Raw genomic sequence first — 25,159 nt, 5'->3', positions numbered from 1 at the left:
ATACGACGTCGTGACATTGTGCGATCTGCACACAATGTCCCCATGGGGTCGACTACCAGTCCGGGGTCAGCAGCTCGGTGGATGCGGGAGTACGTGAGCTCGACGTTCAGTCGCGCGGACTTCGAGGGGTTCATCGACCGGCTCGACTCGTCGATCTGCGCGGACGTCCCCGAGCTCGCGGCGGACGCGGAGTTGCAGCGCGACCTCAAGGCCGCGATCCGGAGCCAGTTCCGGGTGTTCCTCGGCACCGAGATCCCGGTCGACGGTGCCCGCCCGGCCGTGACGGTCTCCGGTGAGTCCCATGCGCTCGCCAGGACCATCGCCCGCCGCGGCCTCGACCTCCGGGTGCTGTCCCAGTTCGACCACGCCTGCCACCGCGCGGTGCTCGGGTTCGCCACCGAGTTCATCGCCCAGCAGGACCTTCCGAACGACTTCACTCTGGCGCTGATGACGATGATGTGGGAGCAGACCAGTGAGCTGATGAACACGCTGCTCGAGGAGCTCAACACGACCTACACCCGCGAGCGGGAGAGCCTGCTGCGCGGCGCGTTCTCGCAGCGCATCGGCACGGTCCGGGAGATTCTGGACGGCACCACCGTCGACCTCGCACAGGCCTCCGCGCGGATGGCGTACCCGCTACACCGGTCGCATTCCGCCCTCGCGGTGTGGGCCGAGGACGCCGCGCCGGGGTTCGACCCCGTCGCCGACCTGGAGCCGATCGTGCTGCGGCTGGCCAGGGCGGCGTCCGCCACCGACCTGCTCTGCGTACCGTCCGGCGCCAGTGGTCTGTGGGCCTGGATGGTCGACGGGGATCGGCTCGGTGCCGATCCGCACCACGCCGCGCTGGTCCCGGCCGGGGTCCGGATCGCGGTGGGTGGCCCCGGCGTCGGGATCGACGGGTTCCGCAGCAGCCACCGCGAGGCGCAGGCCGCCCGGTCGATCGCCGAGAACGGCAGGCAACGCCGCACGCTCACCCGTTACCGCGACGTCGAGGTCGTGTCGCTCGTGTCGCAGGATCCCGCCGCGCGGTCCGCGCTCGTGGAACGTGAGTTGAGGGGGATGCTGGGTGACGACGCCGCCTCCGAACGCCTGCGCGACACCGTTCGGGCCGTCCTGGCCTGCTGGGGGAACCACGAGGCCGCGGCGCGGCGGCTCGGTGTGCACAAGAACACCGTTCGATACCGGATCCAGCGGGTGGAGGAGGTCCTCGGCCGGGATCTTGCGACCAATCGCCTGCCGCTGGAGCTGGCTCTGGAGTGCTTCGACACCTTCGGCCGGTGACCGGGATCCCGGTGTGCGGGTCACACAAATGGCGGTCTCGAGGTTGGCGAAATCTGCCAAGCACGAACCCTTTTCGCCATGTGACGCTCGTCTGGACAGTCACCCGAGGACGAGGAGATCGCAGTGCCCACACCGAACATCCGGGACGGTTTCGACCTCACCGATCCGGCCGTGTACGAGGACCGGCTACCGGCCGAGGAGTTCGCGGACCTCCGCCGGACCGCGCCGGTCTGGTGGAGCCCCCAGTCCCCGGACAAGGGCGGCTTCGGCGACGGCGGGTACTGGGCCGTCACCAGACATGCCGACGTCAAGGAGGTCTCGCGCAACGGCGCCGTCTACTCCACCTGGCAGAATACGGCGATCCCCAGGTTCGCCGATGACACACCGCGCGAGACGATCGACATGCTGCGGACCCTGCTGCTCAATATGGATGCGCCCGAGCACACCAAGCTCAGGAAGCTGATCTCCAGGGCGTTCACCCCGCGGTCGATCGCGGATCTGCGTCCGGCGTTGAAGGCGCGCGCCGAATCGATCGTGAAGCAGGCGGCGGCGGGCGGCACCGGTGATTTCGTGTCGCAGGTGGCCGCCGAACTCCCACTGCAGGCGATCGCCGAGCTGATCGGCGTCCCGCAGGACGATCGCGGCAAGATCTTCGACTGGTCGAATCAGATGATGGGCTACGACGACCCGGAGTTCGCGGCGGCGTCGGTCACCGCCTCGACGGAGCTGCTGGGGTACTCGTACCTGATGGCGGAGCAGCGCAAGCAGTGTCCGGCGGGCGACCTGCTGACGACCCTCGTCGAGGCGGATGTCGACGGCGAGGCGCTCACCTCCGAGGAGTTCGGCTTCTTCGTGCTGATCCTCGCGGTCGCGGGCAACGAGACGACGCGCAACGCGATCACACACGGGATCATGGCGTTCCTCGAGCATCCGGACCAGTGGGAGCTGTACAAGAGGGAGCGGCCGGCGACCGCCGTCGACGAGATCATCCGTTGGGCGACACCGGTGATCGGCTTCCAGCGCACCGCGCTCAGCGACACCGTGCTCGGCGGCCAGGAGATCGCGGCGGGGGACCGGGTGGTGATGTTCTACGCGTCGGCGAACTTCGACGAGGACGTCTTCGACAACCCGATGGACTTCGATATCACCAGGGCCGACAATCCGCACCTGAGCTTCGGCGGCACCGGCGCCCACTACTGCATCGGTGCGAACCTCGCCCGCATGGAGGTGGGCCTCATGTTCGACGCGATCGCGGACCACATGCCGGATCTGAGCATGATCGGCGATCCGCGGCGTCTGCGGTCCGGGTGGATCAACGGGATCAAGGAGCTCCAGGTCGACTATCGAGGCGGGTGCCCGGTCCGGCACGGGTAGCGGGAGGCGGCTCGCTAGGGTCCTGGTGTGTCCCGAGCCCCGCTGACCGCAGATCAGATCTCCCGTATCGACGCCGAGCACCTCTGGCATCCGTATGGCGCATTTCCGGCGTCCACCAGCGCGTTGGTGGTCGACAGCGCGAGTGGGGTGCGGCTGACGCTCGCCGACGGCAGGGAACTGGTCGACGGGATGAGCTCGTGGTGGGCGGCCGTGCACGGGTACCGCAACCCGGTGCTCGACGCCGCCGCGACCGCCCAGCTCGGACGGATGAGCCACGTCATGTTCGGCGGGCTCACCCACGAGCCGGCCGCCCGGCTGGCGGAACTGCTCGTCGAGATCACCCCGCGCGGGCTGGACAAGGTGTTCCTCGCCGACTCCGGTTCGGTGTCGGTGGAGGTCGCCGTCAAGATGTGTATCCAGTACTGGCGCAGCCTCGGCAGGCCGGACAAGAAGCACCTGCTGACCTGGCGCGGTGGGTACCACGGTGACACGTTCGCCCCGATGAGTGTCTGCGACCCGGATGGCGGCATGCACTCACTGTGGACGGACGTGCTGGCCCGGCAGGTGTTCGCGCCGATCCCGCCGAGCGAGTTCGACCCGGCGTACATCGCCGAGTTCGAGCGGATCCTGATCGAGCACCGGGACGAGCTGGCCGCGATCATCGTCGAACCCGTCGTGCAGGGCGCGGGCGGCATGCGCTTCCACGATCCGCGGTATCTGACCGAGCTGCGTCGCCTCGCGGACGAGCACGAGTTGTTGCTTGTGTTCGATGAGATCGCCACCGGGTTCGGGCGCACGGGTGCCCTGTTCGCGGCCGACCATGCCGGCGTCGCCCCCGACATCATGTGCGTCGGCAAGGCGTTGACCGGTGGATACATGACCCTGGCCGCCACGCTGTGCAGCACCGCGGTCGCGGCGGCGATCAGCGCGGGGGAGGCCGGTGGGCTGATGCACGGCCCGACCTTCATGGCGAACCCGCTCGCCTGTGCGGTCGCCGTCGCGGCGGTGGAGTTGCTGCTCTCGCGGGACTGGCGCGGTGAGGTGGCCGCGCTCGGCGCCGGGCTCGCGGCCGGGCTGGCGCCTGCTCGGGGCCTGCCGGGGGTCGCGGACGTGCGGGTGCTCGGCGGGATCGGCGTGATCGAGATGGAGCGGCCGGTGGACATGCGGCTCACCACCGACGCGGCGGTGGCCGAGGGCGTGTGGCTCCGGCCGTTCGGGAAGCTGATCTACGCGATGCCGCCGTACATCTGCACCCCCGAGGAGGTCGCGGCGATCGCGGCGGGAATGGTGGCGGCGGCGCGGGCGACGGCCCCGGCGGCTGCGCCGGGGAATTGAACACCGTTCAAGTCCTCGCGTATGGTGCTTCCCGTGGCAAACGATCGCACCCCTCTGAGCTGGCTGGACGACGTAGCGCAGCAGCGCCGCGACGCCGGGCTGCGGCGTGAGCTGCGGCCGCGCACGCCCGCCCCGGCGACGATCGACCTGGCCTCCAACGACTACCTCGGTCTGGTCCGGCACCAGGAGGTGATCGACGGCGCCATGGCGGCGCTGCGCCGCTGGGGTGCGGGCGCGACCGGATCGCGCCTGGTCACCGGGACCACCACCGAACACGAATTGCTCGAGCGGGAACTGGCCGAGTTCGTCGGCGCCGAGTCCGGGCTGGTGTTCTCCTCGGGGTACACCGCGAACCTCGGCGTGGTCACCGCGCTGTCCGGCAAGGGTTCGGTTGTCATCTCCGACGCGGGCAGCCACGCCTCCCTCGTCGACGCCTGCCGGCTCTCGCGGGCCCGCGTCGAGGTGGCCCCGCACGGCGACCTGGACCGGCTGCGCGACGCCCTCGCGACGAGGACCGAGGAGCGCGCGCTTGTGCTCACCGATTCGGTGTTCAGCGCGGACGGCGACCTGGCCCCGCTGCGGGAGATGCACCGGTTGTGCCGCGAGTACGGCGCGGTCCTGATCGTCGACGAGGCGCACGGCATCGGCGTGCGAGGGGACGGCGGCCGCGGCCTGGTCCACGAGCTCGGGCTGGCGGGGGAGCCGGACCTGGTGGTGACCGCGACGCTGTCGAAGTCGCTGGCCAGCCAGGGCGGTGTGGTCCTCGGCGCCGAGAAGGTGCGCGCCCATCTCATCGACGCGGCCAGGACCTTCATCTTCGACACCGGACTCGCGCCCGCCGCGGTCGGTGCCGCGCGGGCCGCGCTCGGGGTGCTGCGCCGGGAGCCCGAGCGGGCGACCGCGGTGCTCGACCGGGCGCGCGACCTGGCCCGGATCGCGGCGGCGGTGCCGCCCTTCGGCACGGAGGTGGGCCAACCCGAGTCGGCGGTGGTCTCGGTGGTGCTCGGCGACGCTCAGCGGGCCTTCGATGCCGCCCAGGCCTGCCGCGAACGCGGATTGAACGTCGGCTGCTTCCGCCCGCCGTCGGTGCCGGAGGGCACCTCCCGGCTGCGCCTGACTGCGCGGGCGACCATCACTCCCGACGAGCTCGCCACCATCGAGACCGTTCTCACCGAGATCCTCGCCGGGGCACCCGCGTGAGCCTGCTGCTCGTCAGCGGGACCTCCACGGACGTCGGCAAGACCGTGGTGACCGCCGCGCTCGCTTCGGTCGCGTTGTCCGCCGGTCGCACGGTCGCCGTCTGCAAGCCGGCGCAGACCGGCGTCGGCGTCGGCGAGCCGGGGGATCTGGCCGAGGTGCAGCGACTCTCGGGCGTGGGCGAGGTGGTCGAGCTGGCCCGGTACCCGGAGCCGCTCGCCCCCGACACCGCCGCTCGCCGCGCGGGGATGGCCCCGCTGGGGTGCGCCGAGGTGGTGGCCGCGGCTCGTGCGCTCGACGCTGCCCACGACCTCACCCTCGTCGAGGGTGCCGGCGGACTGCTGGTCCGCCTGGGGGCCGAGGGCTTCACGCTCGTCGATGTGGCGCGCGAGCTCGGCGCCCCGGTCCTCGTGGTCGCCGCGGCGGGACTCGGCACCCTGAACCACAGCGCCCTGACGGTGCGCGCGCTCGAATCCGCCGGGGTGCCCTGCGTGGGTCTGGTCATCGGTTCCTGGCCGTCGGAGCCGGATCTCGCCGCGCGGTGCAACTTCGAGGAGCTGGCCGAGGTGACCGGCGTTCCGTTGCTCGGGTCCGTCCCGGCTGGCTCCGCCGGGCTCGACCGGGATGCGTTCGCGGCGGCGGCGCCCGGGTGGTTCGATCCGGCGCTCGCTCAGTGCTTGACGGGGCAGCCGCTGCCGTAGTCGACGTCGAACCGCTTGATCCCGTTGAGCCAGCCGGAGCGCAGGTGTTGTGGGTCGCCGAGGCGGGAGATGTCCGGTATCCGGTCGGCCAGTGCGTTGAAGATCAGGTCGATCTCGAGCAGCGCGAGGTTCGCGCCGAGGCAGAAGTGCGCGCCCGAGCCGCCGAAGCCCAGGTGCGGGTTGGGATCCCGGGTGATGTCGAACCTCGTCGGATCCTCGAACACGTCCTCGTCGAAGTTTGCGGAGGCGTAGAACATCGCGACCCGGTCGCCCTTGCGGATCTGCTGGCCGCCGAGCACCGTGTCGGCTGTCGCGGTTCGCTGGAACGCGGTCACCGGTGTCGCCCACCGCACGATCTCGTCGGCGGTCGTGGCCGGTCGCTCCCGCTTGAACAGCTCCCACTGGTCCGGGTTCTCGAGGAACGCGATCATCCCGTGGGTGATGGCGTTGCGGGTGGTCTCGTTTCCCGCGACCGCGAGCAGGATCACGAAGAACCCGAACTCTTCGGGGGTGAGCTCGTCGCCGTCGATGTCGGCCTGGATCAGGGTCGTCACGATGTCGTCGGCCGGGCACCTGCGGCGGGCATCGGCCAATTGGTAGGCGTACCCCAGGATCTCCGCGGACGCGGTCAGTGGTTCGGTGTCGTAGTCCGGGTCGTCGCCGCCGGTCATCTCGTTGGACCAGTCGAAGAGTTTGCGGCGGTCTTCCTGTGGCACCCCGATGAGTTCGGCGATGGCCTGGAGTGGCAGCTCGCAGGCGACCTGCGAGACGAAGTCGCCGCTGCCAGACGCCGCGGCCGCAGCGACGATCTTCTCGGCGCGTTCCGCGAGGGTTGCGCGCAGGTTCGCGATCGCTCTCGGCGTGAACCCGCGGGCGACGAGTTTGCGCAACGTGGTGTGCTCCGGTGCGTCCTTGTTCAGCATGATGAGCCGTTGCATCTCGAGGTTCTCCGGTGTGATGCCGTCGTCGACCCGGACCATGGCGGTCTTCTCCCAGCTCGAATAGAGCTCGGAGTTCCTGGAGATCTCCCGGATGTCGGCGTGCTTGGTCACCACCCAATAGCCCTCGTCGCGGTATCCGCCGACACCGGGCGGCTGCGGGTTCCACCACACCGGGCAGTGCGCACGCAGCGCGGCCAGCTGCGTGTGCGGCACACCGGTGACGTACAGGTCGGGATCTGTGAAATCGAACCCGGCGGGCAGGTCGAGTCCCGGGACGGAAGCCTGCGGAGCGACCCCATGACCACGCTGCGACACCATGCGTCCACCCTTCTGTCGGTCCGGCACGGCGCGCGATTCCGGACCGGATCCGACGAATTGCCCAGCCGGATGCGGGGGTCGTGGTGATGCGCTTACCGTAGTGTGATAGCAATCACATCATCGGGTCTCGGAGGTTCGAATGTCCACCACCGAAATGATGGAGCTGCAACGCACGATCGGGCACCTGCGGCAGTGCGTCGGCTCGCTTCGCACGGTTTACGGCGACGCGGCGGCCGTCCGCAGGCTCGCCAACGATGTGGAGCGGCTCGATATCGACGCGGGCGACCTCGACGAGTCGCCTCCCCGGATGACGCACGGCGGGCAGCACGAGCGGGTGCCGGTGCCGGACACCCCATATGACCAGGCGCTGTGGCTGGGCGCCGACGACGAGGGCGTAGGCGGTCATCCCCACGAGCGCCAGTGAGCGCGCCGGCCAGGGTGTCCGGTGGCGTCACCGGGCCCTCGCGCGCGCGGATCTCCGCGCGCACCCTGCGGACCGACCGATGGTGGCTACCCCCACTGCTGACGACTCTGGGGCTGGCCACCTTTGTCGTGTACGCGAGCATCCGGTCCTGGGTCCGCACCGCCTACTGGGTCGATCAGTACCACTACCTGACCCCGTTCTACTCTCCCTGCCTGAGTGATTCGTGCGTGCCGGGGTCCAGCCATTTCGGTACGCCCATCGGAGAGCTGCCGATGTGGATCCCGCTCGGGTTCCTGGTGCTGCCCTTCCTGCTCGGCTTCCGGCTCACCTGCTACTACTACCGCAAGGCCTACTACCGCTCGGTCTGGTTGGCGCCCGCGGCGTGTGCGGTCGCCGAGCCGCATGCGCGGTACACCGGCGAGACGCGGCTGCCGCTGATCCTGCAGAACGTGCACCGCTACTTCTTCTATGCGGCGCTGATCGTCTCGCTGATCAACACCTACGACGCGATCGCCGCCTTCCACGGCGAGGGCGGTGGGTTCGGCTTCGGCCTGGGCAACGTCATCCTGCTGGTGAACGTGACCCTGCTGTGGGCGTACACGCTGTCCTGCCACTCGTGTAGGCACATCACCGGCGGCAGGCTCAAGCATTTCTCGGCGCACCCGGTCCGGTATCGGCTCTGGACCCTGGTCAGCCGGCTCAACACCCGGCACATGCAGCTCGCCTGGACGACACTCGCGACGCTGATGATCACGGACTTCTACATCATGCTCGTCGCCAGCGGCACCATCTCCGACCTGCGCTTCTTTCATTGAACCCGAGCGTTGATTGATCCGAGCACCAACCGAGATCGAAGGGGGACCGCCCGTGGCCGAGGTCGAACGGCACACCTACGACGTCGTCGTGATCGGCGCGGGAGGCGCGGGACTGCGCGCGGTCATCGAGGCCCGCGAACGCGGCCATTCGGTCGCTGTCGTCTGCAAGTCGCTGTTCGGCAAGGCGCACACCGTGATGGCGGAGGGCGGATGTGCGGCCGCCATGGGCAACGCCAACTCCAAGGACTCCTGGCAGGCGCATTTCCGGGACACCATGCGCGGGGGCAAGTTCCTCAACAACTGGCGGATGGCCGAGCTGCACGCGCGCGAGGCTCCCGACCGGGTGTGGGAGCTGGAAAGCTATGGTGCGCTGTTCGATCGGACCGAGGACGGCCGGATCAGTCAGCGCAACTTCGGTGGCCACACCTATCCGCGGCTGGCGCACGTCGGGGACCGCACGGGCCTGGAGATCATCCGCACCATGCAGCAGAAGATCGTCGCCCTGCAGCAGGAGGACTTCGCCGAGACCGGCGACTACGAGGCCCGGATCAAGGTGTTCGCCGAGTGCACCATCACCGAGCTCCTGCGCGAGGACGGCCGGATCGCAGGCGCATTCGGTTACTGGCGCGAATCCGGGCGGTTCATCCTGTTCGAGGCGCCCGCGATCGTGATGGCGACCGGCGGGATCGGCAAGTCCTTCAAGGTCACCTCGAACTCGTGGGAGTACACCGGTGACGGGCACGCCCTTGCCCTGCGTGCGGGAGCGAACCTGATCAACATGGAGTTCGTGCAGTTCCACCCGACGGGAATGGTGTGGCCGCCGAGCGTGAAGGGCATCCTCGTCACCGAGGGGGTCCGCGGCGACGGTGGGGTGCTGAAGAACTCCGAGGGCGAGCGGTTCATGTTCTCCTACATCCCGCCGGTGTTCAAGGGTCAGTACGCCGAGACCGAGCAGGAGGCGGACGGCTGGCTCACCGATCCGGACAACAACCGCCGCACGCCCGACCTGCTGCCGCGCGACGAGGTGGCAAGGGCGATCAACTCGGAGGTCAAGGCTGGGCGGTCCACCCCGCACGGGGGCGTCTACCTCGACATCGCCTCCCGGATGCCCGCCGACGAGATCGTGCGTCGACTGCCTTCCATGCACCACCAGTTCAAGGAGCTCGCCGACGTCGACATCACCAAGGAGTCGATGGAGGTCGGGCCCACCTGTCACTATGTGATGGGTGGCATCGAGGTGGACCCCGACAGCGGATCGTCCAGTCTCCCCGGCCTGTTCGCGGCGGGGGAGTGCTCGGGTGGCATGCACGGGTCGAACCGGCTCGGGGGGAACTCGCTGTCGGACCTGTTGGTCTTCGGTCGCCGCGCCGGCCTCGGGGCTTCGGACTACGTGGACTCGCTCGACCGCAGGCCGGTGGTCGACGAGGCCGACGTGACCGCGGCCGCCGCGATGGCGCTCGCGCCGTTCGACCCGCCGGGTGACGGTCAGGCGACGGAGAACCCGTACACGTTGCACACCGAGCTCCAGCAGACGATGAACGACCTCGTCGGCATCATCCGGACCGACGTCGAGATCCGTGAGGCGCTGACGAAACTGGAGGAGATCAGGAGGCGGATCCCCGACGTCACCGTGGAGGGCCACCGGCAGTTCAACCCGGGCTGGCACCTCGCGGTCGACCTGCGGAACATGCTGCTGGTCAGCGAATGTGTCGCGAAGGCGGCGCTGATGCGCACCGAGAGCCGGGGTGGGCACACCAGGGACGACCACCCCGCCATGGACGCGGGGTGGCGGGGCACGTTGTTGGTGTGCAGCGTGGTCGGCGGCGCGGAGACCGCTGCGGCCACGGTGGTGCCCGATGTCACGGTCGCACCCGAACCCCAACAGGCGATGCGCGAGGACCTGCTGGCGCTCTTCGATCTCGGCGAACTGTCCAAGTACTACACGGACGCCGAACTCGCCGATCATCCGGACTCAGCCTGAAACAGGAAGTGAGGGCCTGTCATGACCTACGACGCCAGCTTCAGGGTGTGGCGCGGTGACGTGGACGGCGGTGACCTGCAGGACTATTCGGTGCCGGTCAACGAGGGCGAGGTGGTCCTCGACATCATCCACCGCTTGCAGGCCACCCAGGCGCCGGATCTGGCGGTGCGCTGGAACTGCAAGGCGGGCAAGTGCGGATCGTGTTCGGCCGAGGTCAACGGCAGGCCGCGGCTGCTGTGCATGACCCGGATGTCCACGTTCACCGAGGACGAGGTCATCACCGTCACGCCGATGCGGACCTTCCCCGTGATCCGGGACCTGGTCACCGACGTGTCCTTCAACTACCAGAAGGCCAGGGAGATTCCGTCTTTCACGCCTCCTCCCGGGCTGAATCCGGGGGAGTACCGGATGAAACAGGTGGATGTGGAGCGGTCGCAGGAGTTCCGCAAGTGCATCGAGTGTTTCCTGTGCCAGAACACCTGTCACGTGGTGCGCGACCATGAGGAGAACAAGCAGGCCTTCGCCGGACCGCGGTTCCTGATGCGGGTCGCCGAGCTGGAGATGCACCCGCTCGATGTCGCCGACCGCCGCGATGCTGCGCAGGACGAGCAGGGACTGGGCCTGTGCAACATCACCAAGTGCTGTACCGAGGTGTGCCCGGAGAACATCCGCATCACCGACAACGCGTTGATCCCGATGAAGGAACGCGTCGCCGACCGGCGCTACGACCCGATCGTCTGGCTGGGCAACAAACTGTTCCGGCGCGGCGAGGGCTGAACCCGGCCGGCGGACACCATGTTCGACGAGGGAAGGAAGCTCCGATGTCCAACGAGCCGGTTCTCGAGCGCGCCGCCAAGGAGTTCGCGGAGGCGACGGCGGTGCCGCCGTTCATCTACGAACTCCCCGTGGCGGAGGGGCGCGCGAAGTTCGACGAGGTACAAGCCGGAGACGTCCTGGCCCCCGAGGTCGACATCGAGGACCGGGTGATCCAGGCCGGACCGTCGGGGGAGGTGTCGGTTCGCATCGTTAGGCCCAAGGGCGCGAACGGGACGCTGCCCGTCATCCAGTACAACCACGGCGCGGGATGGGTCTTCGGCAACACCCACATCTACGACCGGCTGATCCGTGAGCTGTCGGTGGGTGCGAATGCGGCCCTGGTGTTCCCGAGCTACAGCCTCTCGCCCGAGGCGAAGTACCCGACCGCCATCGAGGAGATCTACGGCACGGCGCGCTGGATCGCCGAGAACGGCCCAAGTGAGGGGCTCGACGCGACACGGTTCGCGGTGGCGGGCGACAGTGTCGGCGGCAACATGACCATCGCCCTCACCCTGATGGCGAAGGAGCGCGGCGGTCCCGACTTCCTCCAGCAGGTGCTCTTCTATCCGGTGACCGACGCGGGCCAGGACACGGACTCGTACCGTCAGTTCGCGGACGGCTACTTCCTCACCGCGGGCGCGATGGCCTGGTTCTGGGACCAGTACACGACCGATCCGGATGAGCGCGCCCAGGTGCTGGCCTCGCCGCTGCGCGCCAGCACGGAGATGGTGGCGGGCCTGCCCCCTGCGTTGGTCGTCAACGGGGAGGCCGACGTCCTGCGCGACGAGGGCGAGGCCTACGCCAACAAGCTGCGCGCCGCGGGCGTGGCGGTGACCGCGGTGCGGTTCCAGGGCATGATCCACGACTTCGTCATGCTCAACGCGTTGGCCGACACGCATGCCGCGCGTGCCGCGATGCTGCTCGCGACAACGACGCTGCACCGGGCGCTACACGGGGTCTGAGGGTCCTGGCGTCCGAGGCTCATGGCGCCAGGAAGGCCTCGCGGACAAAGTCCGTCGCGTCGGGCAGCGACAACCGCATCGTCCCCAGGTGCCCGGCCGGATAGGGCCGGAAGGTGAAGCGCTCCCCGTTGCCCGCGAGGTCCGCGACCAGTTTCAGGGTCAGCGGCGCCGGGACGACCTCGTCGAGCATCCCCTGCCCAACGAAGAACGGGCGGTCGTATCCGCGGACGGGGATCTCCAGCATCTCGCGCAGGGCCGAGAGGATCACCGGGTCGTCCAGCTGCCGGGAGAGCAACTCGCCGATCGAGATTCCCGCGAACGCCTCGGCGGCCTCGAGGTAGCAGAGCGATTCCGCCCGGTCGAGCACCTCGCGGCCGAGCGGGCTGAGATATCCGTCGAGGTCGACATCGGGTCGGGTGGCCCGTAGCCCGGCCAACAGGTACGAGATGAACACGGTGGTGCCGGTCAGCGGGAGTTCGGGAAAGCCGGGGCCGCCGAGGGGCGCGAGGTTCTCGATGTTCGACGGCACCCCGAGGCCGACGGCGCCCCTGAAGTCGAGCTCAGGGGCGTACGAGGTGGCCAGCGAGGCGGCGACCATCGCGGCCTGGCCGCCCTGAGACTGGCCGAGCGCCACCCACTTCCTGGAGAGGGACGGGACGATCGCGCGCGCCGCGCGGACCATGTCGACGACGCTGTGCGCCTGCGATCGGCCGTCGAGATACGGATGGATCCCCGGGGTACCCAGGCCCACGTAGTCGGTGGCGACCACGGCGTACCCCTGGGTCAGCCAGCGCGTCAGATAGCCGCCGCCGAGCACTCCGGTCGCGGTCGGCGCGCACTCGTCGGCGAGCCCGACCGCGCCGTGCCCCCATGACACCACCGGCCAGCCGCCGGGCGGGGCCTGGCCAGGCGGGATGAAGACCGCGCCGGTGCTCAGCGCCGGCCTTCCGCCTGGGCCGGTGGACCAGTAGGTCACCAGGCGGGCGTCCGCCGCATCGGGGATCCAGTGCTCACGGACGAGCGGCCCGGACGTGACGACGCTGCCCGGTGCGCCTTCGGGTTCGGCGTGTGCGGGGACGGTCGCGGCTGCCGCCGCAGCGATGAGCATCGCGACCACTGCCGTAGCCGCGCGCGAGCCGAACCGGCCGACCATTCACCCATTGTGGGCGCAATGGGGGCCGCGTGTGGGGAGGGGAGAAAAACAAGCAAGCATGCTTGCTTAGTTCGTTAGGTCCGCTTACAGTGACGCAAGCTCGTCGATATGTGATTGCGGTCACGTCCGCCCGCCGCGGGTGGTCGTCCGGCCGCGGTTCCGGCGCTCGCCCGACTACTGATCGGAATCCTTTATGGACAACGGAATTGGCAATGCGTCGACGATCCTCGCGCTGCTCGCGGCCCGGGTCGCGTCAGCACCCGAGGCGACTTTCGTCCACTTCGGTGGTGAGGCGATCAGTTACGCCGAGATCGACGCGCGGTCGGACCGTGTGGCGACCGGCTGGCTGCGTCTGGGGATCGGCCACGGCGACCGCATCGCTATCGCCGCGACGAACTCGCCTGACTGGATCATCGCGCTCCTCGCGGCGGCGAAGATCGGGGCCGTGCTCGTCACCCTCAATGTCGTCTACCGCGAGCGCGAGTTCACCCACATGCTCACGCAGTCGGGGGCTCGTGCCCTGGTCTGCGACGCGGAGTCGAACGGATTCGAGTTCGGGCCATTTCTCGACCAGCTCCGCCCCGACATCCCGACCGTCGAGCACCTGGTGTTCCTCGGTGGGGACGAGGTCCAGGGCGGACGACGGTGGGCGGACCTCGCGGCCACCGAGCCCGATCCCGCACTACTCGCTCGTGCCGCCGAGGGCGTTCACCCCGCGGATCCGGCGGTGATCCTCTACACCTCGGGAACGACCGGGACGCCCAAGGGGGCCACCATCACTCACGCCAGTCTGCTCGCTTCGGCCGCCGCGCAGGTGGCACGGTTCGAGCAGACGGCCGCGGACGTGATTTTGGGCGTCATGCCGTTCAACCACGTCGGCGGGCTCACATGCACGCTGGGCTCGACCCTTGTCACCGGCGGAGCCATCGCGCTGTTGACGAGGTTCCATCCGGACCTGGTGGTCGATGTGATGGCCGGTGTCGGGGTGACGATGTTCGTCGGCGTCCCGACCATGTACAAGATGGTGCTCGGCGCGGACTCCGCTGCGGGCGTGGACGTGTCGAGCGTGCGGTTGTGTGTGGTCGGCGGCTCCAACCTCGAGCCGGCACTGGCCGAGCAGGTGGCGACGCGATTCGGCGGCGTCCGGATCGCGAACCTGTACGGCATGTCCGAGACATCTGGTGCCTGCGTGATCTCGCCGCCGGGTGACTCACTGGAAACGGTCGGCCGCAGCATCGGGACCATGACCGGCGACTTCGAGGGCCGCGTCGTCGATGACCGGAACACCCCACTCGCCGCGGGTGAGGCCGGTGAGCTGCAGGTCCGCGGCGGGTGCGTGGCGGCGGGCTACTGGCAGCTGCCGGAGGAGTCGGCCGCGACGTTCCTTGCCGACGGCTGGCTGGCGACCGGCGATATCGCGTCGATATCGGAGGACGGGCATGTCACTCTGCTGGGCCGCCAGAAGGAGATGTACGTGCGGGGTGGATACAACGTCTACCCGGCCGAGGTCGAGAACGTGCTGGCCGCGGACCCGACGGTGGCGATGTGCGCGGTGATCGGGGTGCCCGATGAGACCTTCGGTGAGAGCGGTTACGCCTTCGTGGTGCCCGCGCCCGGCGCTGCGGTGGACACCGAGTCGCTGCTCGAGCGTTGTCGGCGCGCCCTGGCCAAGTACAAGGTGCCCGATCGGGTCGAGGTGGTCGACGGCCTGCCGATGACGCCCGCGGGCAAGATTCGCAAGGTCGCGCTGACGCCGCGGATCTGACCGGGGCGGCTAGTCCCGGACAGTCGCGCGCAGCCGACTGCGCACGCCGTCAACGAACAGGCTCAGGCCGTAGTCGAAACGCGCTGTGCCGTTGGTGCTGTCGTACAGCGGGGACGCGTCCTCGGTGAGGGCGCCGTGCGAGTCCATCTGCATGCGGGACTGCTCGTCCATCGTCTGGCCGAGGATGTAGTACAGCAGCGTGTCGGCCGCGAGTTCGGCCTCATTGCCCGGCAGGCCTGCGGCCTCGCAGGTGCTTGCCAGGGTCGCGTGTGCGCCGTTCGTGGCGAGCCGCGCGGCGTAGGAGGCGGCGGCCAGCTCGGCGCCGTCACGGTGCGCGAGCAGCGCGTCGCGCATGCGGTGCGCCACGGTCCGCAGCCGGGCATCCCAGTTCGCGGCCTCGATCGGCGCCGAGACGCCCGTCAGCATCTCGTCGGTGATCGCCGCGAGCAGGGTCTGCTTGTTGGGGAAGTGCCAGTACAGTGCCCCCGGCTGTACGCCGAGCGAGGTCGCCAGCCTGCGCATCGTGAGGTCCCCGAGGCCGTACTCGTCGAGGATGGCGATCGCCCCGTCGAGGACGTCACCGCGTCGCAGCTGCACTGTTCGTCATCCCCTGAGTGGTCGTGTGGCGTTTGACACCATTCCACCACGACCCTAACCTGAACGCCGTTCAACTTGCACGGTGTTCAAGTCGCGGCTCGCCGCGGTGTTCAAGTCGCGGTCCCGCCGCGCGTTCGAGTTGCGCCAATCGTGTCCAGCCCCCGAGGAGTTGCAGTGACCCAGGCCCCCGCCCGCACAGATATTCTCGCCGTCGCCAGGGAACAGGTCCTCGAGCGCGGTGAGGGACTGACCCAGGAGCAGACGCTCGCCGTTCTGCAGCTGCCGGACGAGAGCCTCGAGGAACTGCTCAGCCTCGCCCACGACGTGCGGATGAAGTGGTGCGGCCCCGAGGTCGAGGTCGAGGGCATCATCAGCCTCAAGACCGGCGGCTGCCCCGAGGACTGCCACTTCTGCTCGCAGTCCGGCCTGTTCCAGTCCCCGGTCCGGGCCGCCTGGCTCGACATCCCGAGCCTGGTCGAGGCCGCCAAGCAGACCGCGAAGTCCGGCGCGACCGAGTTCTGCATCGTCGCCGCCGTCCGCGGGCCAGACGAGAAGCTGATGGCGCAGGTCGCGGCCGGTGTCGAGGCCATCCGCAACGAGGTCGACATCCAGGTCGCCTGCTCGCTCGGCATGCTCAACCAGGAGCAGGTCGATCAGCTCGCCGCGATGGGCGTGCACCGCTACAACCACAACCTCGAGACCGCCAAGTCGCACTTCCCGAACGTGGTCACCACGCACAGCTGGGAGGAGCGCTGGGACACCCTGCGGATGGTCCGCGAGGCAGGCATGGAGGTCTGCTGCGGCGGCATCCTCGGCATGGGCGAGAGCCTGGAGCAGCGCGCCGAGTTCGCCGCCAACCTGGCCGAGCTCGAGCCCGACGAGGTGCCGCTGAACTTCCTCAACCCGCGCCCGGGCACGCCGTTCGGCGACCTCGAGGTGCTGCCTGCCTCCGACGCGCTGCGCGCGGTGGCCGCGTTCCGGCTCGCGTTGCCGCGCACCATCCTGCGCTTCGCTGGCGGTCGCGAGATCACCCTCGGCGACCTCGGCGCCAAGCAGGGCATCCTCGGTGGCATCAACGCCGTCATCGTCGGCAACTACCTGACCACCCTCGGCCGCCCGGCCGAGAAGGATCTTGACTTGCTCGGCGAGCTGCAGATGCCGATCAAGGCCCTCAACGACACCATCTAGGGTGGATACGTGACGTTCCCTCAAGAGCTGAGCAGTGCCGCTCCCGTCGACGAGATCGCCGAGCGCTACAACCCGTTCACCGGTCGGCGGGTGGTGCCGGGCTTCGACGACACCGTCCCGGCCGCGGCTCAGCTCGGCCTGGAGCCGCCGCGCTTCTGTGAGGACTGCGGCAGGCGGATGATCGTGCAGGTCAGCCCCGACGGCTGGTGGGCCAAGTGCTCCCGGCACGGGGTCATCGACTCCAGCTACCTGGGCCAGCGCTGACCGTGGCCGTCGACAGGTCGGAGATCCGTGCCGCCGCGCGAATCGTGGTGGCCGTGGTCGCGGCCAGTGCGCTCGCCGGGATCGGGTGGGGGCTGCTCGTACCCGCACAACACTTCCTGGTGGTCTCCGGCGGTCGCGCGGCGTCGCTGACCTCCGAGAGCGGGCACCAGTTCGACGCGGTCGCGTTGTTCCTGTGCGCCGGCCTGACCGTCGGCGTGCTGAGTGCGTCGGCGGCCTGGCTGTGGCGTTCGGTGCGCGGTCCCATCGTGCTCGTCGGCTTGTTGATCGGATCGGCAGTCGGTGCCGCCACCACCGCGGTGGTCGGCCTCGGGGTCGCGGGTCTGCGGTTCCCCGATCTGCCCGACGCCGTCGCCGGGCAGATCGTCCCGGTCTCGCCTGGGCTGGGCACCGCGATGGTGCTCATCCTTCAGCCGCTGGTGGCGGCCTTCGTGTACCTCGTGCTCGCCTCGATGAGCCCACGCGACGACCTGGGTGTCTCCGCCGCTTCCGCCGAGAGTGCACCTGCCGGCGACCTTCCAGGGTCGATGCCCCAGCAGGTGCACAGTCGGCTCGAGGCCTAGCTCGGCGGTCGCAGGGCCGCGAACTCGTCGGTGACGCGCAGTCGCGACTCGGCGAATCGGTAGAGCGCTGGCGGACGTCCGCCCGCCTTGCCCGACGGTGCGGTGGTGCCGGTGGGCGTGAGCACCCCGCGTCGGCCGAGCACCCGCTGCAGGTTGGTGGCATCCACCTGATACCCGAGTGCGGCGCAGTAGATCTCGCGCAGAGTCGACATCGCGAACTCGGCGGGCGCCAGGGCGAAGGCGATGTTGGTGTACGACAGTTTCGCCGCCAACCGCGCCCGGGCGTGCTCGACCACGACGCCGTGGTCGAACGACATCTCGGGCAGGGCGGAGACCGGGTGCCAGGCGGTGTCCGGCGGCAGGTGCGGATCGGAGGGCAGGGGGATCAGTCCGAGGAAGGTTGACGCGATCCTCCTGTCGCCGGGGACGCGGGCGGGATCGCTGAACACCGAGAGCTGCTCGAGGTGCGCCACCTCGCGCACGTCGACCTTCTCGGCGAGCTGACGCCGGGCCGAGGTGATCAGGTCCTCGTCGTCGCCGAGCTGTCCGCCGGGCAGCGACCAGGTGCCCTTCTGCGGGTCGAGGGCCCGCTGCCACAGCAGTACCGCCAGTTCGGGGTGGCCGTCGAAGTCGCGAACCTGGAAGACCGCGGTGAGCACTTCGTGGACGGTGCTAGGATGAGGCATGTTTTCGATCCTAAGTCGAAAACCCCGAGAATCGAAACCCGCACGTGTGGGGATTCGGATGGCAGATCCGGCGCAGACCGACCGGATCCACGGTGAAGGAGCAAGGCCATGACATCGACGTTGTGGGCAGGTGCGGGTTCGATCACGGACGCACCCGGCGGTTACACAGGTGTGGAGGCCACTCCGGAGTGGGCGGCCGAGGTGCGGCGCCTCGCCAAGGAACGCGGCGCGACGCTGCTGGCGCACAACTACCAGCTGCCCGCCATCCAGGACGTGGCCGACCACGTCGGCGACTCGCTGGCACTGTCCCGGATCGCCGCCGAGGCGCAGGAGGACACCATCGTGTTCTGCGGTGTGCACTTCATGGCCGAGACCGCGAAGATCCTCAGCCCGAGCAAGACCGTGCTCATCCCCGACGAGCGCGCCGGCTGCTCGCTCGCCGACTCGATCACCGCGGACGACCTGCGGGCGTGGAAGGCCGACTACCCGGACGCGGTGGTGGTGTCGTACGTGAACACCACGGCCGAGGTGAAGGGCCTGACCGACATCTGCTGCACCTCGTCCAACGCGGTCGACGTGGTCAACTCGATCGACCCCGACCGCGAGGTGCTGTTCCTGCCGGACCAGTTCCTCGGCGCGCACGTCAAGCGGGTGACCGGCCGGACGAACATGCACATCTGGGCGGGCGAGTGCCACGTGCACGCAGGCATCAACGGCGACGAGCTCACCGCGCAGGCCAAGTCGCACCCCGACGCCGAGCTGTACGTGCACCCGGAGTGCGGCTGCGCCACCTCCGCTCTGTACCTCGCGGGCGAGGGGTTCGTGCCCGAGGACAAGGTCAAGATCCTGTCCACCGGCGGCATGCTGGACGCGGCCCGCGCGAGCCACGCGAAGCAGGTGCTGGTCGCGACCGAGGTCGGCATGCTGCACCAGCTGCGCAAGGCCGCGCCGGAGATCGACTTCCAGGCCGTCAACGACCGTGCCTCCTGCCCGTACATGAAGATGATCACCCCGGCCGCGCTGCTGCGCTGCCTCATCGAGGGCAAGGACGAGGTGGACGTCGACCCGGCCACCGCCGAGCGGGCCCGCAAGTCCGTGCAGCGGATGATCGAGATCGGCAACCCGGGCGGCGGCGAGTAATGACGCCTGCCGGCCGGGCGAGCTGGGAGGCGAACGCCGACCTCGTGGTCGTCGGCGGCGGGGTCGCGGGCCTGACCGCGGCCCGCGCCGCCTCGCTGCGCGGTCTGAAGGTGCTCACCGTGAGCAAGGGCGGGCCGACCGACACCGCGACGCAGTACGCGCAGGGCGGCATCGCGGTTGTCGGCGACCTGCGGACGGACTCTGTCGACTCCCACGTCGCGGACACCTGTGCCGCGGGCGCGGGGCTCTGTGACGAGGACGCGGTGCGCTCAATCGTGGCAGGCGGTGCCGACGCGGTCGCCGCGCTCGCCGATCTCGGCGCGGTGTTCGACCGCGGCCGCGACGGCGACGTCTCCCGTACCCGCGAGGGCGGGCACAGCGTCCGCCGGATCATCCATGCCGGCGGCGACGCGACGGGCGCCGAGGTGCAGCGGGCCCTGAACGCGGCCGGGATGCCGGTGCTGTTCGGGGCGGCCGCGGCTCGCGTCGTCACCGACTCGCGCGGCGTCACCGGCCTGATCGTGCTGTCCGACAAGGGTATCGGCGTCATCCATGCGCCAGCGGTGCTGTTGGCCACCGGTGGGCTCGGGCAGCTGTACTCGTGCAGCACCAACCCGCCGGGCGCGACCGCCGACGGCATCGCGCTGGCGTTGGATGCCGGTGCGGCCGTCGCGGATGTCGAGTTCGTGCAGTTCCATCCGACCGTGCTGTTCACGCCCGGCGGCGTCGGCCGCCGGCCGCTGATCAGCGAGGCCGTTCGGGGCGAGGGTGCGATCCTGCTGGACGGCAACGGTGACTCGGTGACGGCCGGGGTGCACCCGATGGGTGACCTGGCCCCCCGCGACGTGGTCTCGCGTGCCATCGCGGACCGGATCCGCCGGCTCGGCACCGACCACGTGTACCTCGACGCGCGCGGGCTCGCCGGGTTCGCCGAGCGGTTCCCGACGGTGACCGCGTCCTGCCTGGCCGCGGGGATCGACCCCGCGCATCAGCTCATTCCGGTGGCCCCTGCGGCGCACTACGCGTGCGGCGGCGTGGTGACCGACGTGCACGGGCGCACCGAGGTGCCGGGGCTCTACGCCGCGGGCGAGGTCGCGCGCACCGGCCTGCACGGCGCCAATCGGTTGGCCTCCAACAGCCTGCTCGAGGGCCTCGTGGTCGGGGAGCGGGCAGGTATCGCGGCCGCCGAGCGGGCGGGGACGGCGGTGGAGGTCGGCTCGGCCGAACTGCGGCCGCATCCGCATGTCGCCCGCGATCGGGTGCAGGCGCTGATGACTGCGCACGCCTCCGTGGTCCGGGACGGGGCCGGATTGTCCACGGCGGCACGGGAACTCGCCGAGTCTGCGGAGCTCGTCCCGGCCGGGGCAACAGGTCTCGAGGATGCGGCGCTCACCGTGACGGCCGCCGCGCTGGTGCTGGCGGCCCGCGCGCGGACCGAGAGCAGGGGCTGCCACACCCGCAGCGACTTCCCCGAGGCGTCGGAGTCGCTGCGCCACGGCATCGAGGTCCGGCTCGGGGCCGACGGCGAACTCGAGCTGCCCGAACTCGTGACGGCCCCGAACTAGAGACAGACGATCTTGTGACGACTTCGACAGGAGCACGATGACCACGCTGGCGGACGGCCTTGACCGCGACGAGATCCTCACCCTGGTGCGGGTGGCACTGGGTGAGGACCTGCGCTACGGCCCCGACATCACCTCGGTCGCGACGGTGCCGGCGGGCGCGGTTGCCAAGGCCTCCGTGGTGTCGAGGGCGGCGGGCACGGTTGCGGGGATCGACGTGGGTCTGCTGGTGCTCGACGAGGTGGTCGGGGCAGGCAACTACGAGGTGCTCGCCCGCGTCGAGGACGGTGCCGTCGTGCGGCCGGGGGAGTCGGTGCTGACCGTGCTGGCCCCGACGAGGGACCTGCTCACCGCGGAGCGCACCATGCTCAACCTGATGTGCCACCTGTCCGGGATCGCGACCGCAACCGCGGCCTGGGTCGAGGAGGTGCGCGGCACGGACTGCCGGATCCGCGACAGCCGTAAGACGCTGCCGGGGTTGCGCGCGTTGCAGAAGTACGCGGTCCGGATGGGCGGCGGGGTCAATCACCGGATGGGTCTCGGGGACGCGGCACTGATCAAGGACAACCACGTCGCGGCGGCAGGCTCGGTGGTCGCCGCGCTCAACGCGGTGCGGGCGGCGGCTCCCGACATCGAGTGCGAGGTCGAGGTGGACAGCCTGACCCAGCTCGACCAGGTGCTCGCGGAGAACGTCGAGCTGGTGCTGCTGGACAACTTCGCGCTCTGGGAGACGCAGACCGCGGTCCAGCGGCGCAATGCGGTGGCGCCGCAGACCAAGCTCGAGTCCTCGGGCGGGCTCACCCTCGACGTGGCGGCCGACTACGCCAGGACCGGGGTTGACTACCTCGCGGTCGGCGCGCTGACGCATTCGGTGTCCGTGCTGGATCTCGGCCTGGACATGTAGCGGTTTCTTGTCGCCGCGCCGCGCTAGTCTGCAAGAGACCGAACGTGCGACGGATGAAGGAGAACCAGATGAGCTCTCGTCTCAACCCGTACATCAGCTTCGCCGACAACGCGAGGCAGGCCATGGAGTTCTACCAGGGTGTGTTCGGCGGCACCTTGAACCTGAGCACCTTCGGTGAGTTCGGCGCACCGGACGCCCCTGGGGCCGACCTGATCATGCACGGCATGTTGGAGACCCCCAGCGGATACACGCTGATGGGAGCCGATACGCCGCCCGGGATGGAACACAAGCCCGGCGAGAACATCGCGGTCAGCCTGAGCGGCGACGACGGCGACGAGCTGCGTGGCTATTGGGCGAAGCTGTGCGACGGTGGCACCGTGTCCGTCCCGCTGGAGAAGCAGATGTGGGGCGACGAATTCGGCATGTGTACCGACAAGTTCGGCATCGGCTGGATGGTCAACATCGGCGCGCCGCAGGCCTGACGTCTTGGCGCCGCGGCTAGGCCGTCGCGCCGCGGTGCACGAGCGACAGGAACGCCGCCGCGGTGAAGAACAGGCCGGAGAAGACCCGGCCGGTGACGCGTTGCTGTTTCGGTGAGCGCATCATCCGCAGCACCCGCGCGGCCAGCCCGGTGTAGCCGGTCATCACCATGACGTCCACGGCGATCATCGTCGCGGCGATGATCGCGTATTGCGGGACCAACGGCGCCGTCGGGTCCAGGAACTGTGGCAGGACGGCCAGCATGAAGACCACCGCCTTCGGGTTGCTGGCGTTGACCAGGAACCCGCGGGTGACGAGGGCGGCCGCGGAGTGGCGGCGGGAATCGGTCTCGGCGGACACCTCGGTCGGCGCCGCCCGCCATTGCCGGATCCCGAGGTAGACCAGGTAGGCGACGCCGAACCACTTGATGACGGTGAACGCCAGCGCCGAGCTGGCGAGGAGTGCGCCGACCCCTGCCGCGACGATGACCACCTGCAGCAACAGCCCGATCTGCAGGCCGAGGATGTTCCAGTAGCCGCGGCGCAGGCCGTGGCTGAGGCCGGTGGACATCGACGCGATCGCGCCCGCGCCGGGGGACAGGCTGATCACCCACGCGGCACCGAAGAACGCGAACCACATCTGCCAGGCCATGAGAACTCCACCTTCACCTACGAGGAGCGGGCGACACGCGACGCGCGTGCCTGCGCTTGGAGCATAGGACGGGGGCCACCACGCGTATCTTGTGCCCATGCCCGCACTCTCAGTCGAGCCCGTAGACCTGGGACCCCGCAAGGTGGCCCGCCGGGTCCTGGTCAATGCCCCCGTGAACGAACTGTTCGGCCTGGTCGCCGACCCGAGACGACATCACGAGTTGGACGGATCGGGGACCGTGCAGGCCGCCGTCTCGGGGCCGGCGCGACTCGACCGGGGCGCCAAGTTCTCGATGTCGATGTCGATGCGGATGCTCGGCTTCCCGTACCGGATCACCAGCACCGTCACCGCGTTCGAGGACGGCAAGGTGATCGAGTGGCGGCACCCGTTCGGGCACCGGTGGCGCTGGGAGTTCGCCGAGGTCTTCTCGGCCGACGCGCCGGTGCCGCAGACGCAGGTCACCGAGGTCTTCGATTACACCGACTCGAAGCTGGCAAAGTCCTTCGAGCTCATCGGGTTTCCGCAGAAGAACGCGAAGGGGATCTCGGCGACGCTCGAGGGTCTGCAGCGGCGATACGCCTGAGGGCCCTCCGCTAGCGGCCTGGCCCCGCCGATCCCGATGTCGCGGGCCAGGGGTCGGGCGGGCTCAGGCAGCTCTGCGGCGGGCTGACCAGCGAACAGAACGCGGGCGCCATCACCGGCCGATAGTCGGCGGGCACGCCGTCGGCGGCGATCAGCTCGCGGTAGGTGGACACCGCGTCGGTCGGCCTGCGGGTCAGCGTCGGGTCGGTCAGCGTGTCGACGGTGTAGAGGCCGAACCGCGGTCGGTAGGTGCCCCACTCGTAGTTGTCGGTGATCGACCAGTAGTTGTAGCCGATCACGTCGGCGCCGTCGGCCCGCGCGCGGGTGAGCCAGTAGACGTGGTCGCGCAGGTGATCCGAGCGGGTGTACCCGTCGGGCCTCGGCGCGCCGTTGTCGGTGGGCATCCCGTTCTCCACCACGTATATCGGCAGCTCCGGGTACTTGCGCGCGTAGTACATCGCGGCGTGATAGATCCCGTCCGGCTGCGGCCGGATGTCGTAGAAGGCGTCAGCGACCGCGGCCGCCGCGGTGAGGTTGTCCAGCGAGACGCCGTAGTAGTAGTCGAGGCCGAGGAAGTCGAGCTTGTCGCGGACCCGGTCGGCGAAGACCGAGTCCACCGCCCCCATCGCGGCGGGGATGTAGGAGACGTTGCTCGAGACGCGGGCGTCGGGGTCGAGTCGGTGGATGGTGTCGTAGATGCTGCGGTGCGCGGCCACCATCCGGTCCAGCATCTGCGGGGCCGCAGGCAGCGAGATGCCACCGAAGGTCAGCTCCTTCTGCACGAACACCGTTGGCTCGTTGAAGGTGATCCAGTCGGCCCCTGCTCCTGCGTAGCGTGCGACCACCCGCTCGGCGTTGGTCAGCCAGCGGGCCAGGGTGTCCGGGTCGGCCCAGCCGCCGCGGTCGGCGATCCAGCCCGGGTAGACCCAGTGGTCGAGCGTGATCATGGGCGTCATGCCGTGCCCGCGGATCTCCTCGATCACGTCGTCGTAGTAGGCGAACTCGGCCTCGTCCCAGCCGTCCGGGGTCGGCTGCACCCTGGCCCATTCGACGGAGAAGCGGAACACGTCGACGCCTAGGGCCGCCGCGCGGGCGATGTCCTCCCGGTAGCGGTGCCGGAAGTCGGGCCCGGAACCGTACGGGTCGTGGGTCTTGCCCGACGACACGTAGCGGGACCAGTTGCTGTCCGGCGGCGTGCCCTCGGACTGGAAGCCGGAGGTGGCCACGCCCCACTCGAAATCCGCACCGAGCCCCGACGGGACGGCCTGGGCGGGTGATCCGGCGGCCATCGGACCTCCAGCCAACGCGAGGACGAGCGCGAGGATCCGGGCGATTCGGGTCACGCGTCGGAGGGTAGGGCAGCGGGGTCCGCTCCTGCGGCCGTTTCGCCGATGAATTACGTTCGACGGGTCAACGATTCTGCACGTTCCGGGTCTGCGGCCACCCATGATGGGGGCCGGA

The 25,159-nt window shown here is 69.6% G+C and carries 25 protein-coding genes; 19 read left to right on the top strand and 6 right to left on the bottom strand.

Annotation, left to right across the window (positions count from 1 at the left end; translation table 11 throughout):
- Window positions 1-42: 42 nt before the first annotated feature.
- The 5 genes from BR31_RS0123200 (at window position 43) to bioD (ending at window position 5,888) form a co-directional block, all read left to right on the top strand.
- On the top strand, window positions 43-1,281 hold the full coding sequence (locus tag BR31_RS0123200) for a PucR family transcriptional regulator (RefSeq protein ID WP_051637680.1): 1,239 nt from the start codon (window positions 43-45) through the stop codon (window positions 1,279-1,281).
- 123 nt (window positions 1,282-1,404) lie between these two features.
- Window positions 1,405-2,655 (top strand): cytochrome P450, encoded by a 1,251-nt coding sequence (locus tag BR31_RS0123195; RefSeq protein ID WP_037177953.1) that lies wholly within the window; start codon window positions 1,405-1,407, stop codon window positions 2,653-2,655.
- Window positions 2,656-2,682: 27 nt separating this feature from the next.
- Window positions 2,683-3,990, top strand: a complete 1,308-nt coding sequence (locus BR31_RS0123190; protein WP_027503073.1) for an adenosylmethionine--8-amino-7-oxononanoate transaminase — start codon at window positions 2,683-2,685, stop codon at window positions 3,988-3,990.
- Window positions 3,991-4,011: 21 nt separating this feature from the next.
- On the top strand, window positions 4,012-5,190 hold the full coding sequence (locus BR31_RS0123185; RefSeq protein ID WP_037177951.1) for an 8-amino-7-oxononanoate synthase: 1,179 nt from the start codon (window positions 4,012-4,014) through the stop codon (window positions 5,188-5,190).
- A complete protein-coding gene (gene bioD, locus BR31_RS0123180) occupies window positions 5,187-5,888 on the top strand; it encodes a dethiobiotin synthase (RefSeq protein ID WP_027503071.1) in 702 nt (233 codons plus the stop codon). Before BR31_RS0123185 ends, bioD begins: the two co-directional genes overlap by 4 nt.
- On the opposite strand, the gene BR31_RS0123175 is transcribed toward bioD, so the two are convergent.
- Window positions 5,858-7,147: a cytochrome P450 gene (locus BR31_RS0123175; protein ID WP_051637679.1), complete on the bottom strand. Its 1,290-nt coding sequence runs from the start codon at window positions 7,145-7,147 to the stop codon at window positions 5,858-5,860. The two genes, bioD and BR31_RS0123175, sit on opposite strands and share 31 nt — an antisense overlap.
- 139 nt (window positions 7,148-7,286) lie before the next feature.
- On the opposite strand from BR31_RS0123175, the gene BR31_RS0123170 reads away from it, so the two are divergent.
- Genes BR31_RS0123170 through BR31_RS0123150 form a run of 5 tightly spaced genes read left to right on the top strand, consistent with a single transcriptional unit; the run spans window position 7,287 to window position 12,145 of the window.
- Window positions 7,287-7,571 carry a hypothetical protein gene (locus BR31_RS0123170; RefSeq protein ID WP_027503069.1) on the top strand — a complete coding sequence of 95 codons (285 nt, stop codon included), beginning with the start codon at window positions 7,287-7,289 and terminating at the stop codon, window positions 7,569-7,571.
- Window positions 7,568-8,386 (top strand): hypothetical protein, encoded by an 819-nt coding sequence (locus BR31_RS0123165; protein ID WP_027503068.1) that lies wholly within the window; start codon window positions 7,568-7,570, stop codon window positions 8,384-8,386. Before BR31_RS0123170 ends, BR31_RS0123165 begins: the two co-directional genes overlap by 4 nt.
- Before the next feature lie 52 nt (window positions 8,387-8,438).
- Window positions 8,439-10,367, top strand: a complete 1,929-nt coding sequence (locus BR31_RS0123160) for a fumarate reductase/succinate dehydrogenase flavoprotein subunit (protein ID WP_027503067.1) — start codon at window positions 8,439-8,441, stop codon at window positions 10,365-10,367.
- A gap of 21 nt (window positions 10,368-10,388) precedes the next feature.
- Window positions 10,389-11,144: a succinate dehydrogenase/fumarate reductase iron-sulfur subunit gene (locus BR31_RS0123155; protein ID WP_027503066.1), complete on the top strand. Its 756-nt coding sequence runs from the start codon at window positions 10,389-10,391 to the stop codon at window positions 11,142-11,144.
- Window positions 11,145-11,188: 44 nt separating this feature from the next.
- Window positions 11,189-12,145, top strand: coding sequence for an alpha/beta hydrolase (locus BR31_RS0123150; RefSeq protein WP_027503065.1), 957 nt, complete (start codon window positions 11,189-11,191; stop codon window positions 12,143-12,145).
- Between the two features lie 19 nt (window positions 12,146-12,164).
- On the opposite strand, the gene BR31_RS0123145 is transcribed toward BR31_RS0123150, so the two are convergent.
- Window positions 12,165-13,298: a lipase family protein gene (locus BR31_RS0123145; RefSeq protein ID WP_027503064.1), complete on the bottom strand. Its 1,134-nt coding sequence runs from the start codon at window positions 13,296-13,298 to the stop codon at window positions 12,165-12,167.
- A gap of 193 nt (window positions 13,299-13,491) precedes the next feature.
- Here BR31_RS0123145 and BR31_RS0123140 point away from each other — a divergent pair, with 193 nt between their 5' ends.
- Window positions 13,492-15,063 (top strand): class I adenylate-forming enzyme family protein, encoded by a 1,572-nt coding sequence (locus tag BR31_RS0123140; RefSeq protein WP_027503063.1) that lies wholly within the window; start codon window positions 13,492-13,494, stop codon window positions 15,061-15,063.
- A gap of 9 nt (window positions 15,064-15,072) precedes the next feature.
- Here the strand turns inward: BR31_RS0123140 and BR31_RS0123135 are convergent, their stop codons facing one another.
- The gene (locus BR31_RS0123135) at window positions 15,073-15,660 is read right to left on the bottom strand and encodes a TetR/AcrR family transcriptional regulator C-terminal domain-containing protein (protein ID WP_027503062.1); all 588 of its coding nucleotides are present in this window, start codon (window positions 15,658-15,660) and stop codon (window positions 15,073-15,075) included.
- Window positions 15,661-15,834: 174 nt separating this feature from the next.
- Here BR31_RS0123135 and bioB point away from each other — a divergent pair, with 174 nt between their 5' ends.
- From bioB to BR31_RS29820, 3 genes are read left to right on the top strand one after another with little or no spacing between them, the layout of a single operon-like run.
- A complete protein-coding gene (gene bioB / locus BR31_RS0123125) occupies window positions 15,835-16,848 on the top strand; it encodes a biotin synthase BioB (protein ID WP_027503061.1) in 1,014 nt (337 codons plus the stop codon).
- Window positions 16,849-16,857: 9 nt separating this feature from the next.
- The gene (gene bsaP, locus BR31_RS0123120; RefSeq protein ID WP_051637678.1) at window positions 16,858-17,112 is read left to right on the top strand and encodes a biotin synthase auxiliary protein BsaP; all 255 of its coding nucleotides are present in this window, start codon (window positions 16,858-16,860) and stop codon (window positions 17,110-17,112) included.
- Window positions 17,113-17,114: 2 nt separating this feature from the next.
- Entirely contained in the window at window positions 17,115-17,693 is a 579-nt protein-coding gene (locus tag BR31_RS29820) for a DUF2567 domain-containing protein (RefSeq protein ID WP_081830646.1), read from the top strand.
- Here BR31_RS29820 and BR31_RS0123110 read toward each other — a convergent pair.
- Window positions 17,690-18,379, bottom strand: coding sequence for an NUDIX hydrolase (locus BR31_RS0123110; RefSeq protein ID WP_027503059.1), 690 nt, complete (start codon window positions 18,377-18,379; stop codon window positions 17,690-17,692). The genes BR31_RS29820 and BR31_RS0123110 overlap by 4 nt on opposite strands.
- 108 nt (window positions 18,380-18,487) lie before the next feature.
- Between BR31_RS0123110 and nadA the strand changes: the two genes are divergently transcribed.
- From nadA to BR31_RS0123090, 4 genes are all read left to right on the top strand, one after another.
- Window positions 18,488-19,519, top strand: coding sequence for a quinolinate synthase NadA (nadA, locus tag BR31_RS0123105; RefSeq protein ID WP_027503058.1), 1,032 nt, complete (start codon window positions 18,488-18,490; stop codon window positions 19,517-19,519).
- Window positions 19,519-21,084: an L-aspartate oxidase gene (locus BR31_RS0123100; protein ID WP_027503057.1), complete on the top strand. Its 1,566-nt coding sequence runs from the start codon at window positions 19,519-19,521 to the stop codon at window positions 21,082-21,084. Before nadA ends, BR31_RS0123100 begins: the two co-directional genes overlap by 1 nt.
- A gap of 37 nt (window positions 21,085-21,121) precedes the next feature.
- Complete coding sequence (gene nadC / locus BR31_RS0123095) at window positions 21,122-21,985, top strand: carboxylating nicotinate-nucleotide diphosphorylase (RefSeq protein ID WP_027503056.1); 864 nt, start codon at window positions 21,122-21,124, stop codon at window positions 21,983-21,985.
- Window positions 21,986-22,053: 68 nt separating this feature from the next.
- On the top strand, window positions 22,054-22,467 hold the full coding sequence (locus BR31_RS0123090) for a VOC family protein (RefSeq protein ID WP_027503055.1): 414 nt from the start codon (window positions 22,054-22,056) through the stop codon (window positions 22,465-22,467).
- Between the two features lie 16 nt (window positions 22,468-22,483).
- On the opposite strand, the gene rhtB is transcribed toward BR31_RS0123090, so the two are convergent.
- Complete coding sequence (gene rhtB / locus BR31_RS0123085; RefSeq protein WP_027503054.1) at window positions 22,484-23,116, bottom strand: homoserine/homoserine lactone efflux protein; 633 nt, start codon at window positions 23,114-23,116, stop codon at window positions 22,484-22,486.
- Between the two features lie 97 nt (window positions 23,117-23,213).
- On the opposite strand from rhtB, the gene BR31_RS0123080 reads away from it, so the two are divergent.
- On the top strand, window positions 23,214-23,699 hold the full coding sequence (locus BR31_RS0123080) for an SRPBCC family protein (RefSeq protein ID WP_027503053.1): 486 nt from the start codon (window positions 23,214-23,216) through the stop codon (window positions 23,697-23,699).
- A 10-nt stretch (window positions 23,700-23,709) separates the two neighbouring features.
- Here BR31_RS0123080 and BR31_RS29815 read toward each other — a convergent pair whose 3' ends face one another.
- The gene (locus BR31_RS29815; protein WP_051637682.1) at window positions 23,710-24,987 is read right to left on the bottom strand and encodes a glycoside hydrolase family 1 protein; all 1,278 of its coding nucleotides are present in this window, start codon (window positions 24,985-24,987) and stop codon (window positions 23,710-23,712) included.
- Between the last annotated feature and the right edge of the window lie 172 nt (window positions 24,988-25,159).

This window comes from Rhodococcus sp. UNC363MFTsu5.1, from assembly GCF_000686785.1.
Taxonomy (GTDB): Bacteria; Actinomycetota; Actinomycetes; order Mycobacteriales; family Mycobacteriaceae; genus Rhodococcus_G; species Rhodococcus_G maanshanensis.
The sequence above is the reverse complement of the archived record's forward strand: the minus strand, read 5'-3'. Positions and strand labels throughout refer to the sequence as shown.

Coding starts and splice junctions, on each gene's coding strand:
- BR31_RS0123200 (WP_051637680.1), top strand. CDS start 43: ATGGGGTCGACTACCAGTCCGGGGTCAGCAGCTCGGTGGATGCGGGAG.
- BR31_RS0123185 (WP_037177951.1), top strand. CDS start 4,012: ATGGTGCTTCCCGTGGCAAACGATCGCACCCCTCTGAGCTGGCTGGAC.
- BR31_RS0123175 (WP_051637679.1), bottom strand. CDS start 7,147: ATGGTGTCGCAGCGTGGTCATGGGGTCGCTCCGCAGGCTTCCGTCCCG.
- BR31_RS0123170 (WP_027503069.1), top strand. CDS start 7,287: ATGTCCACCACCGAAATGATGGAGCTGCAACGCACGATCGGGCACCTG.
- BR31_RS0123155 (WP_027503066.1), top strand. CDS start 10,389: ATGACCTACGACGCCAGCTTCAGGGTGTGGCGCGGTGACGTGGACGGC.
- BR31_RS0123150 (WP_027503065.1), top strand. CDS start 11,189: ATGTCCAACGAGCCGGTTCTCGAGCGCGCCGCCAAGGAGTTCGCGGAG.
- BR31_RS0123145 (WP_027503064.1), bottom strand. CDS start 13,298: ATGGTCGGCCGGTTCGGCTCGCGCGCGGCTACGGCAGTGGTCGCGATG.
- BR31_RS0123140 (WP_027503063.1), top strand. CDS start 13,492: ATGGACAACGGAATTGGCAATGCGTCGACGATCCTCGCGCTGCTCGCG.
- BR31_RS0123110 (WP_027503059.1), bottom strand. CDS start 18,379: ATGCCTCATCCTAGCACCGTCCACGAAGTGCTCACCGCGGTCTTCCAG.
- nadA (WP_027503058.1), top strand. CDS start 18,488: ATGACATCGACGTTGTGGGCAGGTGCGGGTTCGATCACGGACGCACCC.
- BR31_RS0123100 (WP_027503057.1), top strand. CDS start 19,519: ATGACGCCTGCCGGCCGGGCGAGCTGGGAGGCGAACGCCGACCTCGTG.
- nadC (WP_027503056.1), top strand. CDS start 21,122: ATGACCACGCTGGCGGACGGCCTTGACCGCGACGAGATCCTCACCCTG.
- BR31_RS0123090 (WP_027503055.1), top strand. CDS start 22,054: ATGAGCTCTCGTCTCAACCCGTACATCAGCTTCGCCGACAACGCGAGG.
- rhtB (WP_027503054.1), bottom strand. CDS start 23,116: ATGGCCTGGCAGATGTGGTTCGCGTTCTTCGGTGCCGCGTGGGTGATC.
- BR31_RS0123080 (WP_027503053.1), top strand. CDS start 23,214: ATGCCCGCACTCTCAGTCGAGCCCGTAGACCTGGGACCCCGCAAGGTG.
- BR31_RS29815 (WP_051637682.1), bottom strand. CDS start 24,987: ATGGCCGCCGGATCACCCGCCCAGGCCGTCCCGTCGGGGCTCGGTGCG.